Source organism: Aromatoleum aromaticum EbN1, assembly GCF_000025965.1.
In the GTDB taxonomy this organism is placed as follows: Bacteria; Pseudomonadota; Gammaproteobacteria; order Burkholderiales; family Rhodocyclaceae; genus Aromatoleum; species Aromatoleum aromaticum.
Map to the genome: position 1 here is coordinate 55,733 of NC_006513.1, position 16,242 is coordinate 71,974.

Annotated in this window: 12 protein-coding genes; 3 read left to right on the top strand and 9 right to left on the bottom strand. The window is 66.3% G+C overall.

What is annotated here, in order from left to right; all coding sequences use genetic code 11:
- Positions 1-7: 7 nt before the first annotated feature.
- From EBN1_RS00340 to EBN1_RS00380, 9 genes are all read right to left on the bottom strand, one after another.
- Positions 8-1,063, bottom strand: coding sequence for an L-threonylcarbamoyladenylate synthase (locus EBN1_RS00340; RefSeq protein WP_011235924.1), 1,056 nt, complete (start codon positions 1,061-1,063; stop codon positions 8-10).
- Positions 1,050-2,210, bottom strand: a complete 1,161-nt coding sequence (locus EBN1_RS00345) for a 5-(carboxyamino)imidazole ribonucleotide synthase (protein WP_011235925.1) — start codon at positions 2,208-2,210, stop codon at positions 1,050-1,052. The genes EBN1_RS00340 and EBN1_RS00345 overlap by 14 nt, the downstream gene beginning before the upstream one ends.
- Positions 2,211-2,292: 82 nt before the next feature.
- Positions 2,293-2,787, bottom strand: a complete 495-nt coding sequence (gene purE / locus EBN1_RS00350; protein ID WP_011235926.1) for a 5-(carboxyamino)imidazole ribonucleotide mutase — start codon at positions 2,785-2,787, stop codon at positions 2,293-2,295.
- Positions 2,788-2,791: 4 nt separating this feature from the next.
- On the bottom strand, positions 2,792-3,664 hold the full coding sequence (folD, locus tag EBN1_RS00355) for a bifunctional methylenetetrahydrofolate dehydrogenase/methenyltetrahydrofolate cyclohydrolase FolD (protein WP_041645364.1): 873 nt from the start codon (positions 3,662-3,664) through the stop codon (positions 2,792-2,794).
- Between the two features lie 62 nt (positions 3,665-3,726).
- On the bottom strand, positions 3,727-4,335 hold the full coding sequence (locus EBN1_RS00360) for an indolepyruvate oxidoreductase subunit beta (RefSeq protein ID WP_011235928.1): 609 nt from the start codon (positions 4,333-4,335) through the stop codon (positions 3,727-3,729).
- 5 nt (positions 4,336-4,340) lie between these two features.
- Positions 4,341-6,212: a thiamine pyrophosphate-dependent enzyme gene (locus EBN1_RS00365; protein ID WP_011235929.1), complete on the bottom strand. Its 1,872-nt coding sequence runs from the start codon at positions 6,210-6,212 to the stop codon at positions 4,341-4,343.
- Positions 6,213-6,319: 107 nt separating this feature from the next.
- A complete protein-coding gene (locus tag EBN1_RS00370; RefSeq protein ID WP_157866544.1) occupies positions 6,320-6,490 on the bottom strand; it encodes a hypothetical protein in 171 nt (56 codons plus the stop codon).
- Between the two features lie 125 nt (positions 6,491-6,615).
- Positions 6,616-7,251 (bottom strand): response regulator transcription factor, encoded by a 636-nt coding sequence (locus tag EBN1_RS00375; RefSeq protein ID WP_011235930.1) that lies wholly within the window; start codon positions 7,249-7,251, stop codon positions 6,616-6,618.
- A complete protein-coding gene (locus EBN1_RS00380) occupies positions 7,226-9,934 on the bottom strand; it encodes a PAS domain-containing sensor histidine kinase (RefSeq protein WP_041646686.1) in 2,709 nt (902 codons plus the stop codon). The genes EBN1_RS00375 and EBN1_RS00380 overlap by 26 nt, the downstream gene beginning before the upstream one ends.
- Before the next feature lie 253 nt (positions 9,935-10,187).
- Between EBN1_RS00380 and EBN1_RS00385 the strand changes: the two genes are divergently transcribed.
- The 3 genes from EBN1_RS00385 to aceF all read left to right on the top strand — a co-directional run bounded on the left by EBN1_RS00385 (position 10,188) and on the right by aceF (position 16,234).
- Positions 10,188-11,366 carry an ABC transporter substrate-binding protein gene (locus EBN1_RS00385; RefSeq protein WP_041646687.1) on the top strand — a complete coding sequence of 393 codons (1,179 nt, stop codon included), beginning with the start codon at positions 10,188-10,190 and terminating at the stop codon, positions 11,364-11,366.
- A 419-nt stretch (positions 11,367-11,785) separates the two neighbouring features.
- The gene (gene aceE / locus EBN1_RS00390; RefSeq protein WP_011235933.1) at positions 11,786-14,461 is read left to right on the top strand and encodes a pyruvate dehydrogenase (acetyl-transferring), homodimeric type; all 2,676 of its coding nucleotides are present in this window, start codon (positions 11,786-11,788) and stop codon (positions 14,459-14,461) included.
- 21 nt (positions 14,462-14,482) lie between these two features.
- Positions 14,483-16,234, top strand: a complete 1,752-nt coding sequence (gene aceF / locus EBN1_RS00395; RefSeq protein ID WP_011235934.1) for a dihydrolipoyllysine-residue acetyltransferase — start codon at positions 14,483-14,485, stop codon at positions 16,232-16,234.
- Positions 16,235-16,242: the final 8 nt, after the last annotated feature.

Here is a 16,242-nt window from a genome sequence, read left to right on the forward strand (position 1 = left end):
GGGTTTTTCAAGTTTCGTCGGCGTCGCCCGAGCCGGCCGCGGCGCGTCGGAGGCGATCATTGACCGCTTGCCAGTCGGGGGTGGCGGGTGGAGTTTCGACGACGATGAAATCGGCCCCGCAGGCATCGAGGTCGCGCAGGTTTGCGTAGAGCGCGTGCGCATAGCCGGCAGCGTCGAGCGGGGCGGCGCGCCAGATCAAGCGTGCATCCTGAGGGTCCTGACAGCCGTACGCCAGAACCGCGACACGGCTTCCTTCGGCGGCGAGCGTTGCCGCGAGTTCGGCGAGTTGCGACGCGGCCGTCATCTGCAGTGGTGTGCGCGGCGCGTAGTGTGCCGACAGCGAGCCCGATACGCGGGGTTCGCCGTCGCCGGTGGCGCCGTCCCTGTGGTCTCCGGCGCTGGCCTCGCCGGTCGGTATTGGGCGGGATCGCGGGGGGCAACCGATCACGCGGGCGATGTCTTCAGCGGAAATCGCGCCGGGGCGCAGGATCTGCGGTGTGTCGCGTGACAGGTCGAGGATCGTGGATTCGATGCCGACCACGCACGGGCCGCCGTCGAGGATCAGGGCGATCTTGTCGCCGAGTTCCTGCCGCACGTGCTCGGCGGTCGTCGGGCTGATTCGGCCGAAGCGGTTGGCGGATGGCGCAGCGATGCCGGAATCGAAAGTCTGTAGCAGCGCGAGCGCGACCGGGTGGTCCGGCACGCGCAGGCCGACCGTGTCCTGGCCGCCGGTGAGGGCATCGGGCACGCTGTGCTGGCGCTTCAGGATCAGGGTCAACGGCCCGGGCCAGAAGGCGCGGGCGAGCGCGAAAGCGTCGTCCGGAATCTCGCGCGCCCAGCGCGCCAGATGGCCGGCATCGGGCAGGTGGACGATCAGCGGGTGGTCGGCGGGGCGGCCTTTCGCAGCGAAGATCTTGCCGACCGCGGCAACGTTCAGCGCATCGGCGGCGAGCCCGTAGACCGTCTCGGTCGGCATGCCGACGAGTTCGCCTGCGTGCAGCAGCCCTGCGGCGCGGCGGATCTCGTTGTCCGGGATCGCCGGAGCGACGTCAGCGCTCGTCATCGCGGATGCCGATCACTGCCCGCCCGTGCAGCGCCGCGGCGAGCGTTTTTTCGGCGTCGCCGCCGATCACGGTGAAATGCCCCATTTTTCGCCCTGCGCGCGCGTGATGTTTTGCGTACAGGTGCAGGCGGAGATTCGGCACTGCGTGGAGCACGGACCAGTCGGGCTCACGGTATGTGCCACCCATATGCGCGCCGTCGTACCAGAGTTCGCCGAGCAGATTCACCATCACCGCAGCGCTGTGCGCGCGCGGCTCGCCGAGCGGCAGTCCGCACAGCGCCCTCACCTGCTGTTCGTACTGGCTCGTGACACAGGCATCGATCGTGTGATGGCCGCTGTTGTGCGGGCGGGGCGCCATTTCGTTCACGTAAAGTGCGCCGCCGCAGACGAAGAACTCGACACCGAGCGTGCCGACATAGTCGAGCTTTTCGGCGATTTGCCCGGCGACCTCGCGCGCCCGCGCGATGAGTGCCGAAGCGACCCCGGCGGGCGCGATGGTGATGTCGAGAATGCCGTGGCGGTGGCGGTTTTCGGAGGGGTCGAAACAGCTCACGTTGCCCGCCTCGTCGCGCGCGAGGACGACCGACAATTCGCAATCGAGACTCAGCATCTTCTCGAGCATGCACGCTTCACCGCCGAACTGGTGGAACGCGTGCAAGGCTTCGTCAGGGTTCGCGACACGCGCCTGCCCCTTGCCGTCATAGCCGAAGCGCGCCACCTTGAGGACTGCGGGGAACAGCTCGGGCGCGGCATTGCGGACTTCGGCCTCGCTGCGTACGACCGCGAACGGGCCGTGCGGCAGGCCGTTGTCGGCGAGAAAAGTCTTTTCTGCGATGCGGTTCTGGCACACCGCCACGGCGCTCGCCGAAGGGTGCACCGAAAGGAATTTGGCGAGGTAATCGAGCGTCGCGGCCGGGACGTTTTCGAACTCGGTCGTCACCCCGGCACAGGCCCCGGCGAGCTCGTCGAGTGCGGCGTAGTCATCGTAGGCGGCGACGAGGTGGCGGTCGGCGATCAGGCCGGCCGGGCTATGCGAGTCGGGATCGAGCACCCACACGCGGTAACCCATTTCGTGGGCGGCAGAAACGAAGAAGCGGCCGAGTTGGCCGCCACCGAGCATGCCGAGGGTTGCGGGAGGGAGGATCATCGCGCCCTCCGCCAGGGCGGCTCCGGAAGGACGTTCGCCTTCAGGGGCAGCGTAGCGGCTATCGCCGCAAGCGTGAGGGCTGTCATATCGGGTCCAGGGTCATATCGAGCACCGCCTGCGTCTGGCGGGCGCGGAACGCGGCGAGTTTTTCGGCGAGCGCGGTATCCTCGTTGGCGAGCAGCGCGATGGCGAAAAGCGCCGCATTTGCCGCACCGGCTTCACCGATCGCGAAAGTCGCGACCGGGATGCCTTTCGGCATCTGCACGATCGACAGCAGCGAATCCTGCCCCGACAGCGCCTTCGACTGCACCGGCACGCCGAGCACGGGCAGCGTCGTCTTCGCCGCGACCATGCCGGGTAGATGGGCCGCGCCGCCTGCGCCGGCGATGATCGCCTTGAGGCCGCGTTCGCGCGCGCTGTCAGCATAGACGAACATCAGGTCGGGCGTGCGGTGGGCGGACACCACGCGGGCCTCGTACGGCACGTCGAATTCGGCGAGCATCTTCGCCGCCGCCTGCATCGTCGGCCAGTCGGAATTCGAGCCCATGATGATCCCGACGAGGGGCTTGTCGCTCATCGTCTCAACCTTTGCTGCGCGCGACGCGCTCGGCCGACTCGACGGTGTTCGCGAGCAGCATCGTGATCGTCATCGGGCCGACGCCGCCCGGTACCGGCGTGATCAGCGACGCCACCTCCTTCGCCGATTCGAAGTCGACGTCGCCGCACAGCTTGCCGGCATCCGGCCCTTCGGTCAGGCGGTTGATGCCGACGTCGATGACGACCGCCCCCGGCTTGATCATGTCGCCGGTGACGAAGCGCGGCTTGCCGATCGCGGCGACGAGGATGTCGGCGCGGCGGGTGTGGAACGCAAGGTCGCGCGTCTTCGAGTGGGTGACGGTGACGGTCGCCCCGGCGTTGGTCAGCAGCATCGCCATCGGCTTGCCGACGATGTTCGAGCGGCCGATGACGACCGCTTCGGCGCCCTGCACCGGCACGCCCCCGGCTTCGAGCATCTTCATGACGCCGTGCGGCGTGCACGGCAGAAACGCCTCCTGGCCCTGGGACAGGCGGCCGACGTTCTCGGCGTGGAAGCCGTCGACGTCCTTCTCGACGCGGATCGCCTCGAGCACTTCGGCTTCATTGAACTGCTTCGGCAACGGCAGCTGCACGAGGACGCCATGCACCGCGGAATCGGCATTCAGCTCGGCGATTTTCGCCATGACTTCGGCGGCATCGACATCGGCGGCAAAATCGAAACGCAGCGAACGGATGCCCGCTTTCTCGCACGCGGCAACCTTGTTGCGCACGTACACAGCCGACGCGGGGTTCACGCCGACCAGGATCACCGCGAGACACGGCTGCACACCCCCGTCGGCAAGGGCAGCGGCGCGCTCGGCGAGTTCGCCGCGGACGCGCGCGGAAAGGGCGTTGCCGTCAAGAATGCGAGCGGTCATCGTCGTTATCCCAAAAACCGGCGATTTTATCGCACGATCAGGGGCTTGTGCGCGTGCGACGCTCACGCGGCGAGCGTTTCTCCCGCGACCGCGCGCCGGCCGGCTTCGAACGCTTCGCGATTGGCGTCGACGAGCGTCGGTTTGCGGCTGCCGAAGCGTGCCAGCACCGCTTCGCGCAGCACTTCCGCCGGGAACGGCAGCCAGTCCGAACTCGCGCCGAGCATTACGGTATTGCCGAGCCGGATGTTGCCGAGCTGCACCGCGAGCGCCGTCGCGTCGAAGTCGTGCACCCGCAGGCCGAGCGCGCGCATCTGCGCGACGGGTTCCTCGGGATAGGCGAACAGCCCGATATTGACGACCGGCGGGACGATGCGCCCGCTGTTGACGAGCGCGACCCCGCCGGAGCGCAGCATGTGACCCCAGCGCAGCGCTTCAGCCGACTCGAAGCCGACCAGCAGGTCGGCTTCGCCGGGAAGAATCTGCGGCGACAGCACCTCGGAGCCGAAGCGCAGGTGCGACGTGACGACGCCGCCGCGCTGGCTCATGCCGGCGACTTCGGTTTTCTTGACGTCGAAGCCGAGCGAGATTGCCGCTTCGGCGAGGATTTCGGTGGCAGTCATGACGCCCTGCCCGCCAACGCCGCACACGAGAATGTTGGTCACTTTCGACATGTCGCTCATTTCCTGACGAACTGCACGGGCTGCAGCGTTTGCACGGGCTCGGCGTGGATGATCGCTTCGGGCGCGCACGGCTGAACGCACAGGCCGCAACCGGTGCAGGCCGAAGTGTCGATGCGCACGAACGAGAGGTCGACTTCCTTGCCGGATGCCTTGACCTCCTTGTCGCGACGTGTCACGTGGATCGCCGGACAGCCGACATCGACGCAGTTGCCGCAGCCGGTGCAGCGATCCTCCTTCACCAGGTACGGCTTCGTCGGCGCGTAATGGTCGATCAGCACGCACGGGCGATCGGTGATGATGACCGACGGCTCCTCGATCTTCGTCTCTTCGCGCAGCGCCTTGAACAGCACCGGCAGCTGGTACGGATCGAGGACGCGGATGCGCTCCTTCTTCACGCCGAGCGCCTCGCACAGCTTGGCGAAATCGACGCGCGTGGTTTCCTCGCCGTGGAGGTCGCGCCCGCTGCCGGGGTTGTCCTGCCCGCCGGTCATGCCGACGGCGCGGTTGTCGAGCAGCAGCACCGTGACGTTGCCGCGGTTCCACGTGATGTCGAGCAGGCCCTGCATGCCCATGTGCATGAAAGTCGAGTCGCCGATGACCGCGACGACCTTCTTGTTCTCATCGACCTTGCCGCGGCCCTTGTCCATGCCGAGCGCGGTGCCCATCGACGCGCCCATCGAGATGCAGGAATCGAGCGCGTTCCACGGATGGCCCGCGCCGAGCGTGTAGCAGCCGATGTCGCCGGCGATCATCACGTTGCGCATCTGCGACAGCGTGTAATAGACGCCGAGATGCGGGCACGCGACGCACATCGTCGGCGGACGCGGGAACACTTGCTGGGGCACGACGTGCTCCGGCTCGACGACGACTTCGCCGCGCAAGCGGGCGACGCCGAGGTGCAGCGCGTCGGGTGTGAGCTCGCCGGTACGCGGCAGCACATCCTTGCCGTGGCATGCGATGCCGGCGGCCTTGAGCTCGGTCTCGAGCAGCGGCTCGGTCTCCTCGACGACCAGCACGGTGTCGACGGTCGCGGCGAATTTGCCCAGGCTTTCGAGCGGCGGCGGACAGGAAAGACCCAGCTTGAAGACCGGCGCATCGGGGAAAGCCTCGCGCACGTGCATGAACGCCGGGCCGGAAGTCACGAAGCCGATGCGCCGGTCAGTGCCCTCGACAACGAAGTTCAACGGTGAATTCTCGGCCTCCGCGCGCACCGCGGCTTCACGTTCGAACATCAGCGGCAGGCGCGGTTTTGCGTTGCCCGGCACCATCACCCAGCGGCGCGGGTCTTTCTTGAAGCCGCCCGGCTCGACCGCCTCGCGCGCGCCGGCGGCGACGACACCCTTGACGTGGCAGATGCGCGTCGTCAGGCGCAGGATCACCGGCGTGCGAAAGCGCTCGGAGAGTTCGAACGCCGCACGCGTCATCGCATAGGCTTCCTGCGAGTCGGCCGGCTCGAGCACCGGCAGGTGCGCGAAGCGCCCCCAGTAGCGCGAGTCCTGCTCGTTCTGCGACGACGACATGCCGACGTCGTCGGCGACGGCGATCACGAGGCCGCCTTCGGTGCCGGTCACGGTCATCGTCATCAGCGCGTCGGACGCGACATTCAGGCCGACGTGCTTCATCGCGCAGAACGCGCGCGCACCGACCATCGAAGCGCCGAGCGCGACTTCGAGCGCGACCTTCTCATTGACCGACCATTCCGTGTACAGGTCGGGATACTTCGCCAGCACCTCGAGAATTTCGGTCGACGGAGTACCAGGATAGGCGGCGGCGACACGAGTGCCGGCCTCCCACACTGCACGCGCCACGGCTTCGTTGCCGGACAGGAAAAGCCGGGCCGCTGCCGGCACGGGCTGGGACGCAGACATCGCATGAACCCCGGGGATTAAAGACCGCAAAGATTACCGACCGGTCGACGGTACTCCGTTGATCCAGATCAAGCGGCGCAACGTTGTCGCGGCAGGACACGAAAAAGTCAGCCGATATGGAATCCGGCCGTCAGTTGCTCCAGCGCTTCTGCGCTGTGCCTGAGCCGCGCTATCGACGCGTTGCTGCCGCGGATCTCGGCGCTGCTGCGCTCGGCGAACGCGATCAGGACGATGAGACGCAGGCGAGTGCCCACTTTCAGATGGAAAAAATTTGGCATGAAAACACCCCGGGGGAAATATTGAAGCGGAAACCGACGGGGTTCTTATCGGACCGGCGCAGCGAAACTTCAGGCGCGTCGCCGTCCGCGCCGGGCCGCAGGCGGCTGCTCGGGGGTGAAACCGCTCAGCGCGCGGTGTCCGGCTCGGCGCAAATCACATGCCGCACGAGCTTGGCGAGCGAGTGAGCGCCCATCTTTTCCATCACTCTTGCGCGATGCACTTCGACGGTCTTGATGCTGATGCCGAGGACGTCGGCGATCTGCTTGTTGAGCTTGCCGGCGATGATCAGGTCGAGCACTTCGCGTTCGCGCTGGGTCAGGCTGCCGAGGCGGCGCGTAGTCTCCGCTTCGAGCCGGCGCTTGCCGCGGCTTTCCTGTTCGGCGGCGAGACACCCTTCGATCAGCCCGAGCATGTCGCGGTCGCCGAACGGTTTCTCGATGAAATCGACTGCGCCTTTCTTCACCGCCGACACCGCCATCGGCACGTCCCCGTGCCCGGTGATGAAAATCACCGGCAGCGTCGAACTCTGCCGGCGTAGTTCGTCGAACAGTTCGAAACCGCTCATGCCGGGCATCCGCACGTCGAGCACCAGGCAGCCGGTCATCGCCGGCTGGTACGCGGCGAGAAACTGCTCCGCCGATTCGAAGGCGACAGCGCGGTAGCCGCTCGATTCGAGCAGCCACACGAGCGAATCGCGCAGCGCCTCGTCGTCGTCGACGATGTAGATGTTCTGGTCAGGCACGCCGGACGATTGGCTCACTGGCAACCTCGGTAGGCAGCGTAAAGGAGAAGATGGTACCGCCTTCGGGGTTCGAGTCGACTACCAGGCGCCCATCGTGGAACTCGATGATCGAACGGCAGATGTTCAGCCCCATCCCCATCCCTTCGGTCTTGGTCGTGTAGAACGGCGTGAAGAGGCGTGCACGAGCGTCCTCGTCGATGCCGTGACCGCGGTCCATGACCGACACTTCGATGGCGCTCGGCCCGAGCGCACGCGCACGCACGACCAGCACGCGTTGGTCGCGCGGCAGGTCGGACATCGAATCGAGGCCGTTCTTGACGAGATTCAGCACGACCTGCTCGATCATGATGCGGTCGGCAAACACTGCCGGCAGTCCTGCCGCGACATCCGCGACGATGCGCGAGCTCATCCGTCTGGCGTCGATCTCGGCGAACCCGATCGCGTCGTCGAGCACCTCGCCGATCTGCACCGCGCTGCGACGCGGCTCGCTCTTCTTCACGAACTCGCGCACGCGCCGGATGATCTTGCCGGCCCGCTCGGCCTGGAAGCTCGCTTTCTGCATCGCCACGAGCAGGTCTTCGCTGCGGACGTTCCCCGACTGGATGCGGGTCACGCAGCCCATGCAATAGTTCGCGATCGCCGCCAGCGGCTGGTTGAGCTCGTGCGCCAGCGTCGAAGCCATCTCGCCCATCGTGATCAGGCGCGACGTGCGCTGCAGGCGCTCGGCCTGCTGGCGCGAGACTTCAGCCGTCTGCTTGCGCTCGGTGATGTCGGTAGCGATTCCCATGCGCACGACGCGGCCGTCGACCCAGCGGGTCGCGCGCTCGCGCACGTGGTACCAGCGTCCCGACAGCGGATGCTGCAGTTCGCCATCGAAGAGTTCGCGCGGCACGTCGGCGGGCTTGAGGGCGCGCGGATCGAGCCGGTAGTCGCCGCGCTCGGGCTGCGGCACCGCGACCCCCTGCACCGTCCGTCCGACCGCATCGAAACCATGGATGCTCTTGAATGCGCGGTTCGCGAACAGGATTTCGTCGCTGCCTGCGTCGGCGACGAACACCGCCGCTTCGAGCCCGTCGAGCACCGCCTCGAAGCGCTCGTGGGCGGCTTCGAGCGCCGCGCGGATGCGCTTGGGCTCGGTGATGTCGGTCACCGACGCCATCCAGCCGGTCTGCGTGCCGCTGTTGTCGATCAGCGGGGACAGGTAGAAGCGCGCGTCGAGCCGCTCGCCGTTCTTGCGCCGGATGCGCATCTCGAACCCTGCGGGCGGCGCACGCCCGAGCAGGGTCAGGTCGAGGTTGTCGCTGCACAGCTGCAGGTCCTCGAGCGGCCAGTACGGGAACGGCCGCGACACGCCGATGAGTTCCTCGGGCTCGAAGCCGACCATGCGGCAAAAAGCGGCATTCGCGTAGGTGATGCGTCCGTCGAGATCGATCGCGCGCATCCCGGTGACGACCGATTCCTCCATCGCCTTGCGGAACGACGACTCGGCGCGCAGCGCATCCTCGCCCGCCTTGCGACCGGTGATGTCGTGCGCGACGGCGTAGACGAGCTTCTCCTCGCGCACCGGGTTGATGCTCCACGCGAGCCACTTGAAGCTGCCGTCGACGCAGCGGCAACGGTTCTCCAGGCTCACCGGCTCGCCGCCCGACAGCCGGCGCATCTGCTCGACAGTGTCCGAGACGTCGTCGGGGTGCACCAGATCGAGCAACGGGTGGCCAGGCAGATCGTCAGGGGCGTAGCCGAGAATCCGCTCGAATGCGGGGTTCGCGCGGCGGAACACGCCATCGAGGCCGACGATGCACAGCAGGTCGAGCGACAGGTTGAAGAGGCGGTCGCGTTCCTTCTCGACCTGCACGCGGCGCTGCACGTGGGTGCGCAGCAGCCACAGGCTCCACAGCACGATCACCGACAGGCCGAGGATCATCGCCGTCGGCAAGGCGTGAGGCAGCTGGCTGCCGGTGCGGAACGCGGTGGCCCGCAACGTCAGCCCGTTGCCCGGCGGATCGAGCGGGATCTGGTACGACACGCTCTCGTCGAGATCGCGCACGCGCGAATTGACCGCGAGGCTTTCGCCCTTGTCGCTGATCAGCGCGAGCCGGTATTTCTCGGCAAACCAGCTCGGCACGAGGTGGCGGACCATGCGGTCGATCGAATACACGCCGACCACCGCGCCGAGGAATTCGCGCCCGCGCCGCGCCGGCACATAGACTTCGAGCACCACCTTGTCGCGCGGATTCGCATAGGGCGCGCCATAACTCGGCCGTGAAAGTTCGCGCGCGCGGTAGAACGCCTGCGTCTGCAGCCCGGACAGCCCGTCGCCGACGAGCCAGTCGGTGGTGTCGAACGGCGCCGACCAGCGCACCGCCTCTTCCGGGCCGACCCACACGATGTTCACCAGCTCGGCGTTGTTCGCGATGTGCTGGTTCGCGCGCACCTGGAAACCGTCCATGTCGAGCGCGTCGGCGGCCAGGTCGCGCGCGAGCTGCCCGAGAAACTCCTCGGTGCCCTGCATGTGCAGGCGCATCGTCTGCTCCGCCCACTGGACGTCGCGCGCCACCGCGTTGCGCTCGCTCTCGGCTTCGCGCGTCTGCAGCAGCCACACCAGCGCGAGCATCGTCAGCGCGAACACGCCCACCGCCACGTACGGCGCGGTCCAGTACCAGCGGGCTCGCGTGAAACGGGACGAATCGAGGTCGTTCATGAAAGCGAAGGCCAGGGCAGACGGCAGTTCCGGAATGAAGCGCACGGCAACGAAAGCGTCGCCCGATGGCTCGAGCGCATTCTTGCCGCGGCGCGTCATCGGCGACATCGGGTCTTTCCCCTACCGTCGGAGCCGATTCAGGAGGCCCGCACGCGAGATGGGAGGCGGTCCCGCGTTGCGGGTTTTCGCCAATTCTTGCCCGGCCGCATGTCGCGTAAATTGCGTCTTCGACGACAACCACGGCGGACTTCGCGTGCCACGCCTGATCCTTGCCCTATTGTGCCTGCTCGCGCTGTCGGTCCAAGCCGCGCCACCGCTGCGGATCGGCGTGTCCGGTCCCTTCACGGGCGGCTCGAGCCCGATGGGCATCTCGATGCGCGAGGGGATCCGCATCGCCGCGGCCGAAATCAACGCCGGCGGCGGCGTCCTCGGCCGGCCCATCGAACTCGTCGAACGCGACGACGAGGCGCGCAACGAGCGCGGCGCCCAGGTCGTCCAGGAACTCATCGAGAAGGAGCACGTCGTCGCCGGCCTCGGCATCGTCAACACCGGCGTCGCGCTCGCGAGCCAGCGCGCATACCAGCACGCGCGCATTCCGGTGATCACGTCGGTGGCGACCGGCTCGGTCATCACGAAGCAGTTCGTACCGCCGCAATATCCGGACAATTTCGTCTTCCGCATCTCCGCCAACGACACGCTGCAGGCGGCGATGATCGTCATGGAGGCGATCGACCGGCGCGGCCTGAAGCGGGTGTCGATCTTCCACGATGCGACCAATTACGGCCAGCTCGGACGCGAGGACCTGGAGCGGGCACTCGCCGCACGCGGCGTCCATCCGGTCACGGTCGAGCGCTTCCAGATCCGCGAATCCGACATGACGACGCAGCTGCGCCGCGCACGCGAGGCCGGCGCCGAAGCGATCCTGACCTACGGCATCGGCCCCGAACTCGCGCAGATCGCCAACGGCATGGCGCGGATGAACTGGCGCGTGCCGCTGATCGGCAGCTGGACGCTGGCGATGTCGAACTTCATCGACAACGCCGGGCCAAACGCCGAGGGCGCGCGGATGCCGCAGACCTTCATCGCCGAGCCGACGACGCCAGGGCGCCGCGCGTTCCTCGACGCCTGGAAAAAATCCAGCGGCAGCGCGCGTATCCCGGTGCCGCCGGCCGCGGCGCAAGGGTATGATTCCCTCCTATTGCTCGCCGCCGCAATCCGGCAGGCAGGCAGCACGGAAGGCGACCGGATACGCGAGGCGCTTGAAGAACTGCGCGAGAAGGTCGAGGGAGTCATCATGACTTATCACCAGCCCTTCTCGAAGGACAACCACGAGACCATCACCAGCGTCCATGACATTTTCATGGGCGAGGTACGAGACGGCAAAGTGGTGTTCGCCTACGACGAGGATCGGCGCAGAGCGTCAGGCAAATGAGCCGGGCGCTTCCTCTCCCGTTTTACCCATCGGCCGGGGGACCTCTCCCTCCCTCCCTCTCCCCCGGCCGATTTTTTTCTGCCGGTCCGCATCTTTCGCCGCCGCGCACTTTTGCGCGACTTGGCGCCGCCGCGACCGCTTCCGCCTCCCCCTCGCTTGGCAACTTCGGCCCGCGCCGCGGCGAAACACGTTCAACCTGGTCATTCGCTTCCCGCGAGGGGTTGCCTGCGATCCTGCCTGCAAGACTCCCGCCGTGAACCGCTCGTCGTGAAATTTGCCGCGCTTTTATTGCACATCACGAAAACACATTTTAGAATGTGAAACTTGCCGACCGGATGCAGGGTCGGCGATCCACGATTCAGCTCCGACTGCTCCACAAGAGCGGAAACCGCAAACCTCAATCGATGAGGAGACAGAGAATGGCCGCTACATCGAACGTGATCCTGAAACCCGACCAGGACAGCCAGGAAACCCAGGAATGGCTCGATGCCCTCGCCGGCGTCGTCGCCAACGAAGGCCCCGAACGGGCCCATTTCCTGATCGAGAAAATGATCGAGGCCGGCCGCGAGGAAGGGATCGACCTCCCCTATTCCGCGACGACCCAGTACATCAACACGATCCCCGTCAGCCAGCAGCCGAAATATCCCGGCAACCCGGACATGGAGATCAAGCTGCACTCCTACATCCGCTGGAACGCGATGGCGATGGTCGTGCGCGCAAACAAGCACACCAACGTCGGCGGACATATCGCGTCGTTCGCGTCGGCCGCTGCTCTTTATGACGTGGGTTTTTCGCATTTCTGGCGTGCGCCGACGAAGGACCACGGCGGCGACCTGATCTTCTTCCAGGGCCACTCGGTGCCGGGCGTCTATGCCCGCGCGTTCATGCTCGGGCGCCTCACCGACGAACAGCTCGACGGCTATCGCCAGGAAGTCTCCGGCAAAGGCATCTCGTCGTACCCGCACCCCTGGCTGATGCCGGACTTCTGGCAGTTCCCGACAGTGTCGATGGGTCTCGGGCCCTTGTGCGCGATCTACGCGGCACGCTTCATGAAGTATCTCGACAGCCGCGGCATGGTCGAGGCGAAGGACCGCAAGGTGTGGGCATTTGTCGGCGACGGCGAGACCGACGAAGTCGAGACACTCGGCGCGATCGGACTGGCTGCGCGCGAGAAGCTCGACAACCTGATCTTCGTCATCAACTGCAACCTGCAGCGCCTCGACGGCCCGGTGCGCGGCAATGGCAAGATCATCCAGGAGCTCGAAGCCGAATTCCGCGGCGCGGGCTGGAACGTTATCAAGGTCATCTGGGGCACGCACTGGGATCCGCTGCTCGCGCGTGACACGAAGGGGCTGCTGAAGAAGCGCATGATGGAAGCGGTCGACGGCGAGTATCAGACCTTCAAGGCGAAGAACGGCGCGTATGTGCGCGAACATTTCTTCAACACGCCGGAACTGAAGGAAATGGTCGCCGACTGGACGGACGACGAGATCTGGCGCCTGAACCGCGGCGGCCATGATCTGTTCAAGATCTTCTCCGCGTACAAGGCGGCCGTCGAACACAAGGGCCAGCCGACACTGATCCTCGCCAAGACGATCAAGGGCTTCGGCATGGGCCAGGCCGGCGAGGCGATGAACATCTCGCACCAGCAGAAAAAGCTCGACACCGACGGGGTGCGTCGCTTCCGCGACCGCTTCGAGCTGCCAGTGCCCGACGACCAGATTGCAGAAGTGCCTTACCTCAAGTTCGCCGACGATTCGCCGGAGCAGAAATACCTGCTCGAACGCCGCATGGCGCTCGGCGGCTTCCTGCCGGCCCGCCCGCGTCGCGCCGAAACGCTGCCGGTGCCGCCGCTCGCCACTTTCGCCGCGCTGCTGAAATCCTCCGGCGAAGGCCGCGAGCTCTCCACGACGATGGCGGTGGTGCGCATCATGAACACGCTGATGAAGGACAAGCAGATCGGCCGCCATGTCGTGCCGATCGTGCCGGACGAATCGCGCACTTTCGGCATGGAAGGCATGTTCCGCCAGTACGGCATCTGGAACCAGCAAGGGCAGAACTACGTGCCGGAAGACCATGACCAGCTGATGTTCTACAAGGAATCGAAGACCGGCCAGGTGCTGCAGGAAGGCATCAACGAAGCCGGCGCGATGGCCGACTGGATCGCCGCGGGCACCTCGTATTCGGTGCATGGCGTGCAGATGATTCCGTTCTACATCTTCTATTCGATGTTCGGCCTGCAGCGCACGATGGACCTGTGCTGGGCGGCAGGCGACCAGCGCACGCGCGGCTTCCTGATCGGCGGCACTTCCGGACGCACGACGCTCAACGGCGAAGGCCTGCAGCACGAGGACGGCCACAGCCTGCTGCTCGCGAACATGATCCCGAACTGCGTCAGCTACGACCCGACTTTCCAATACGAAGTCGCCGTTATCGTGCAGGACGGCATGCGCCGGATGTTCGCCGAACAGCAGGACGTCTATTACTACATCACCGTGCTGAACGAGAACTACGAGCACCCCGAGATGCCCACCGGCGCCGAAGCGGACATCGTCAAGGGCATGTACGCGTTCCGCAAGGGCGGCGAGTCGACCAGCAACCTGCGCGTGCAGCTGCTCGGTTCCGGCTCGATCTTCCGCGAAGTCATCGCCGCAGCCGACCTGCTGAAGAACGACTGGGGCATCGAATCCGACCTGTGGGGCTGCCCGAGCTTCAACGAGCTGGTCCGCGATGGCCAGGACGTCGATCGCTTCAACATGCTGCATCCGCTCGATGCGCCGCGCGTGAGCCACGTCGAGAAGTGCCTCAAGGACACGACCGGCCCGGTGATCGCCGCGACCGACTACATCAAGCTGTTCGCCGAGCAGGTCCGCCCCTTCGTCAAGCGCACCTACGTGACGCTCGGCACCGACGGTTTCGGCCGTTCGGACACGCGCGAGAAGCTGCGCCACTTCTTCGAGGTCGATCGCCGCTGGATCACGGTCGCCGGGCTGAAAGCGCTCGCCGACGACGGCCTGATCGAGCGCGACAAAGTCGCCGCCGCGCTGCTGAAGTACCAGCTCGATCCGAACAAGCCGAACCCGATGACTGTCTGAGCGCCCCAGGGAGACAACAACATGAGCGAACTCATTGAAGTGAAAGTCCCGGACATCGGCGATTACGCCGACGTCCCGGTGATCGAGCTGTTCGTCAAGCCCGGTGACACGATCAAGGTCGAGGACCCGATCGCGACGCTCGAGTCGGACAAGGCGACGATGGACGTGCCCTCGACCGCCGCCGGCGTCGTGCGCGAAGTGCTGGTGCAGGTTGGCGACCGCGTGGCCGAAGGCAAGGTGCTGATCAAGGTCGAGGCAGCCGGCGCCGAAAACACCGCTGCACCGGAAGCCGCCGGCAACGCGGCGGCGCAGGCGACCCCTGCGAGTTCCGGCGCGGCGTTGGAACAGTCGGAAGCGTCCGCCCCCTCGGCCGCCTCCGCCGCAACTGCGTCGGCCCCGACCCCAACCCCGACCTCCGCCCCCGCCGCAACCGGAGGCAGCACCGAAGTGAGAGTCCCGGACATCGGCGACTTCTCGGACGTCCCGGTGATCGAGCTGTTCGTCAAGGTCGGCGACACGATCAAGGTCGAGGACTCGATCGCGACGCTCGAATCGGACAAGGCGACGATGGATGTGCCGTCATCGGCCGCCGGCGTTGTCAGGGAAGTGAAAATAAAAGTCGGCGACCGGGTTTCCGAAGGCGCAGTGCTGATCGTCGTTGACAGCGCCGCTGGTGCGGCTACCGCCCCCGCTCCCGCTGCAACGCCCGCTACCGCCCGCATCGCAGCCGCCGACGCGACGCCCGCCGATGCGCCCGAGGCGTTCGAGCAGTCGAAGCTGTCCGCCCCTGCGGCGGGCCAGGCCGGCGCCCCGTCCGCAGTGGCCCTCGGCGGCAGGGTGCATGCGAGCCCGTCCGTGCGTGCCTACGGTCGCGAACTCGGCGTCGATCTCGCCCAGGTCCGCGCGACCGGACCGAAAGGCCGCGTTGTTCGGGAGGATGTCACCGCGTTCGTCAAAGGTGCGATGCAGACCGGCATCGTCCCGGGCAAGGCGGCTGCGGCCGGCGCGGGCGTGAGTCTTGGCGGCGGGCTCGATCTGCTGCCGTGGCCGAAAGTAGATTTCTCGAAGTTCGGCGAGATTGAAACCAAGCCGCTGTCGCGGATCAAGAAGATCTCCGGCCAGAACCTCGCGCGCAACTGGGTGATGATCCCGGCGGTCACGTACCACGAGGACGCCGACATCACCGACCTCGAAGCTTTCCGCGTCGCGATCAACAAGGAAAACGAGAAGTCCGGCAAGAAGCTGACGATGCTCGCGTTCATCATCAAGGCTTCGGTGCGCGCGCTGCAGCAGTTCCCGGAGTTCAACACCTCGCTCGACGCGAGCGGTGGTGAAATGAGCCTGGTCTACAAGAAGTACTTCAACATCGCGTTCGCCGCCGACACGCCGAACGGGCTCGTCGTGCCGGTCATCAAGAACGCCGACCGAAAGAGCGTGTTCGAGATCGCCGCCGAATCGGGCGAACTCGCGAAGAAGGCACGCGACGGCAAACTCGGTCCGGCCGACATGTCCGGCGCGTGCTTCACGATCTCTAGCCTCGGCGGCATCGGTGGCACCTACTTCGCGCCGATCGTGAACGCGCCCGAAGTCGCGATCCTCGGTGTCAACAAGTCGGCCATGAAGCCGATATGGGACGGCAAGCAGTTCGTGCCGCGTCTAACCTTGCCGATGTCGCTGACTGCCGATCATCGGGTCATCGACGGGGCGCTCGCGACGCGCTTCAACGTCTATCTCGCCCAACTCTTGTCCGACTTCCGTCGGGTCATGCTGTAAGGAGGCCG

What these genes read in the sequence shown, in the direction of transcription:
- EBN1_RS00365 (WP_011235929.1), bottom strand. Translation starts at nt 6,212, where the DNA reads ATGTCTGCGTCCCAGCCCGTGCCGGCAGCGGCCCGGCTTTTCCTGTCC.
- EBN1_RS00345 (WP_011235925.1), bottom strand. Translation starts at nt 2,210, where the DNA reads ATGATCCTCCCTCCCGCAACCCTCGGCATGCTCGGTGGCGGCCAACTC.
- folD (WP_041645364.1), bottom strand. Translation starts at nt 3,664, where the DNA reads ATGACCGCTCGCATTCTTGACGGCAACGCCCTTTCCGCGCGCGTCCGC.
- EBN1_RS00340 (WP_011235924.1), bottom strand. Translation starts at nt 1,063, where the DNA reads ATGACGAGCGCTGACGTCGCTCCGGCGATCCCGGACAACGAGATCCGC.
- EBN1_RS00370 (WP_157866544.1), bottom strand. Translation starts at nt 6,490, where the DNA reads ATGCCAAATTTTTTCCATCTGAAAGTGGGCACTCGCCTGCGTCTCATC.
- purE (WP_011235926.1), bottom strand. Translation starts at nt 2,787, where the DNA reads ATGAGCGACAAGCCCCTCGTCGGGATCATCATGGGCTCGAATTCCGAC.
- aceF (WP_011235934.1), top strand. Translation starts at nt 14,483, where the DNA reads ATGAGCGAACTCATTGAAGTGAAAGTCCCGGACATCGGCGATTACGCC.
- EBN1_RS00360 (WP_011235928.1), bottom strand. Translation starts at nt 4,335, where the DNA reads ATGTCGAAAGTGACCAACATTCTCGTGTGCGGCGTTGGCGGGCAGGGC.
- aceE (WP_011235933.1), top strand. Translation starts at nt 11,786, where the DNA reads ATGGCCGCTACATCGAACGTGATCCTGAAACCCGACCAGGACAGCCAG.
- EBN1_RS00380 (WP_041646686.1), bottom strand. Translation starts at nt 9,934, where the DNA reads ATGAACGACCTCGATTCGTCCCGTTTCACGCGAGCCCGCTGGTACTGG.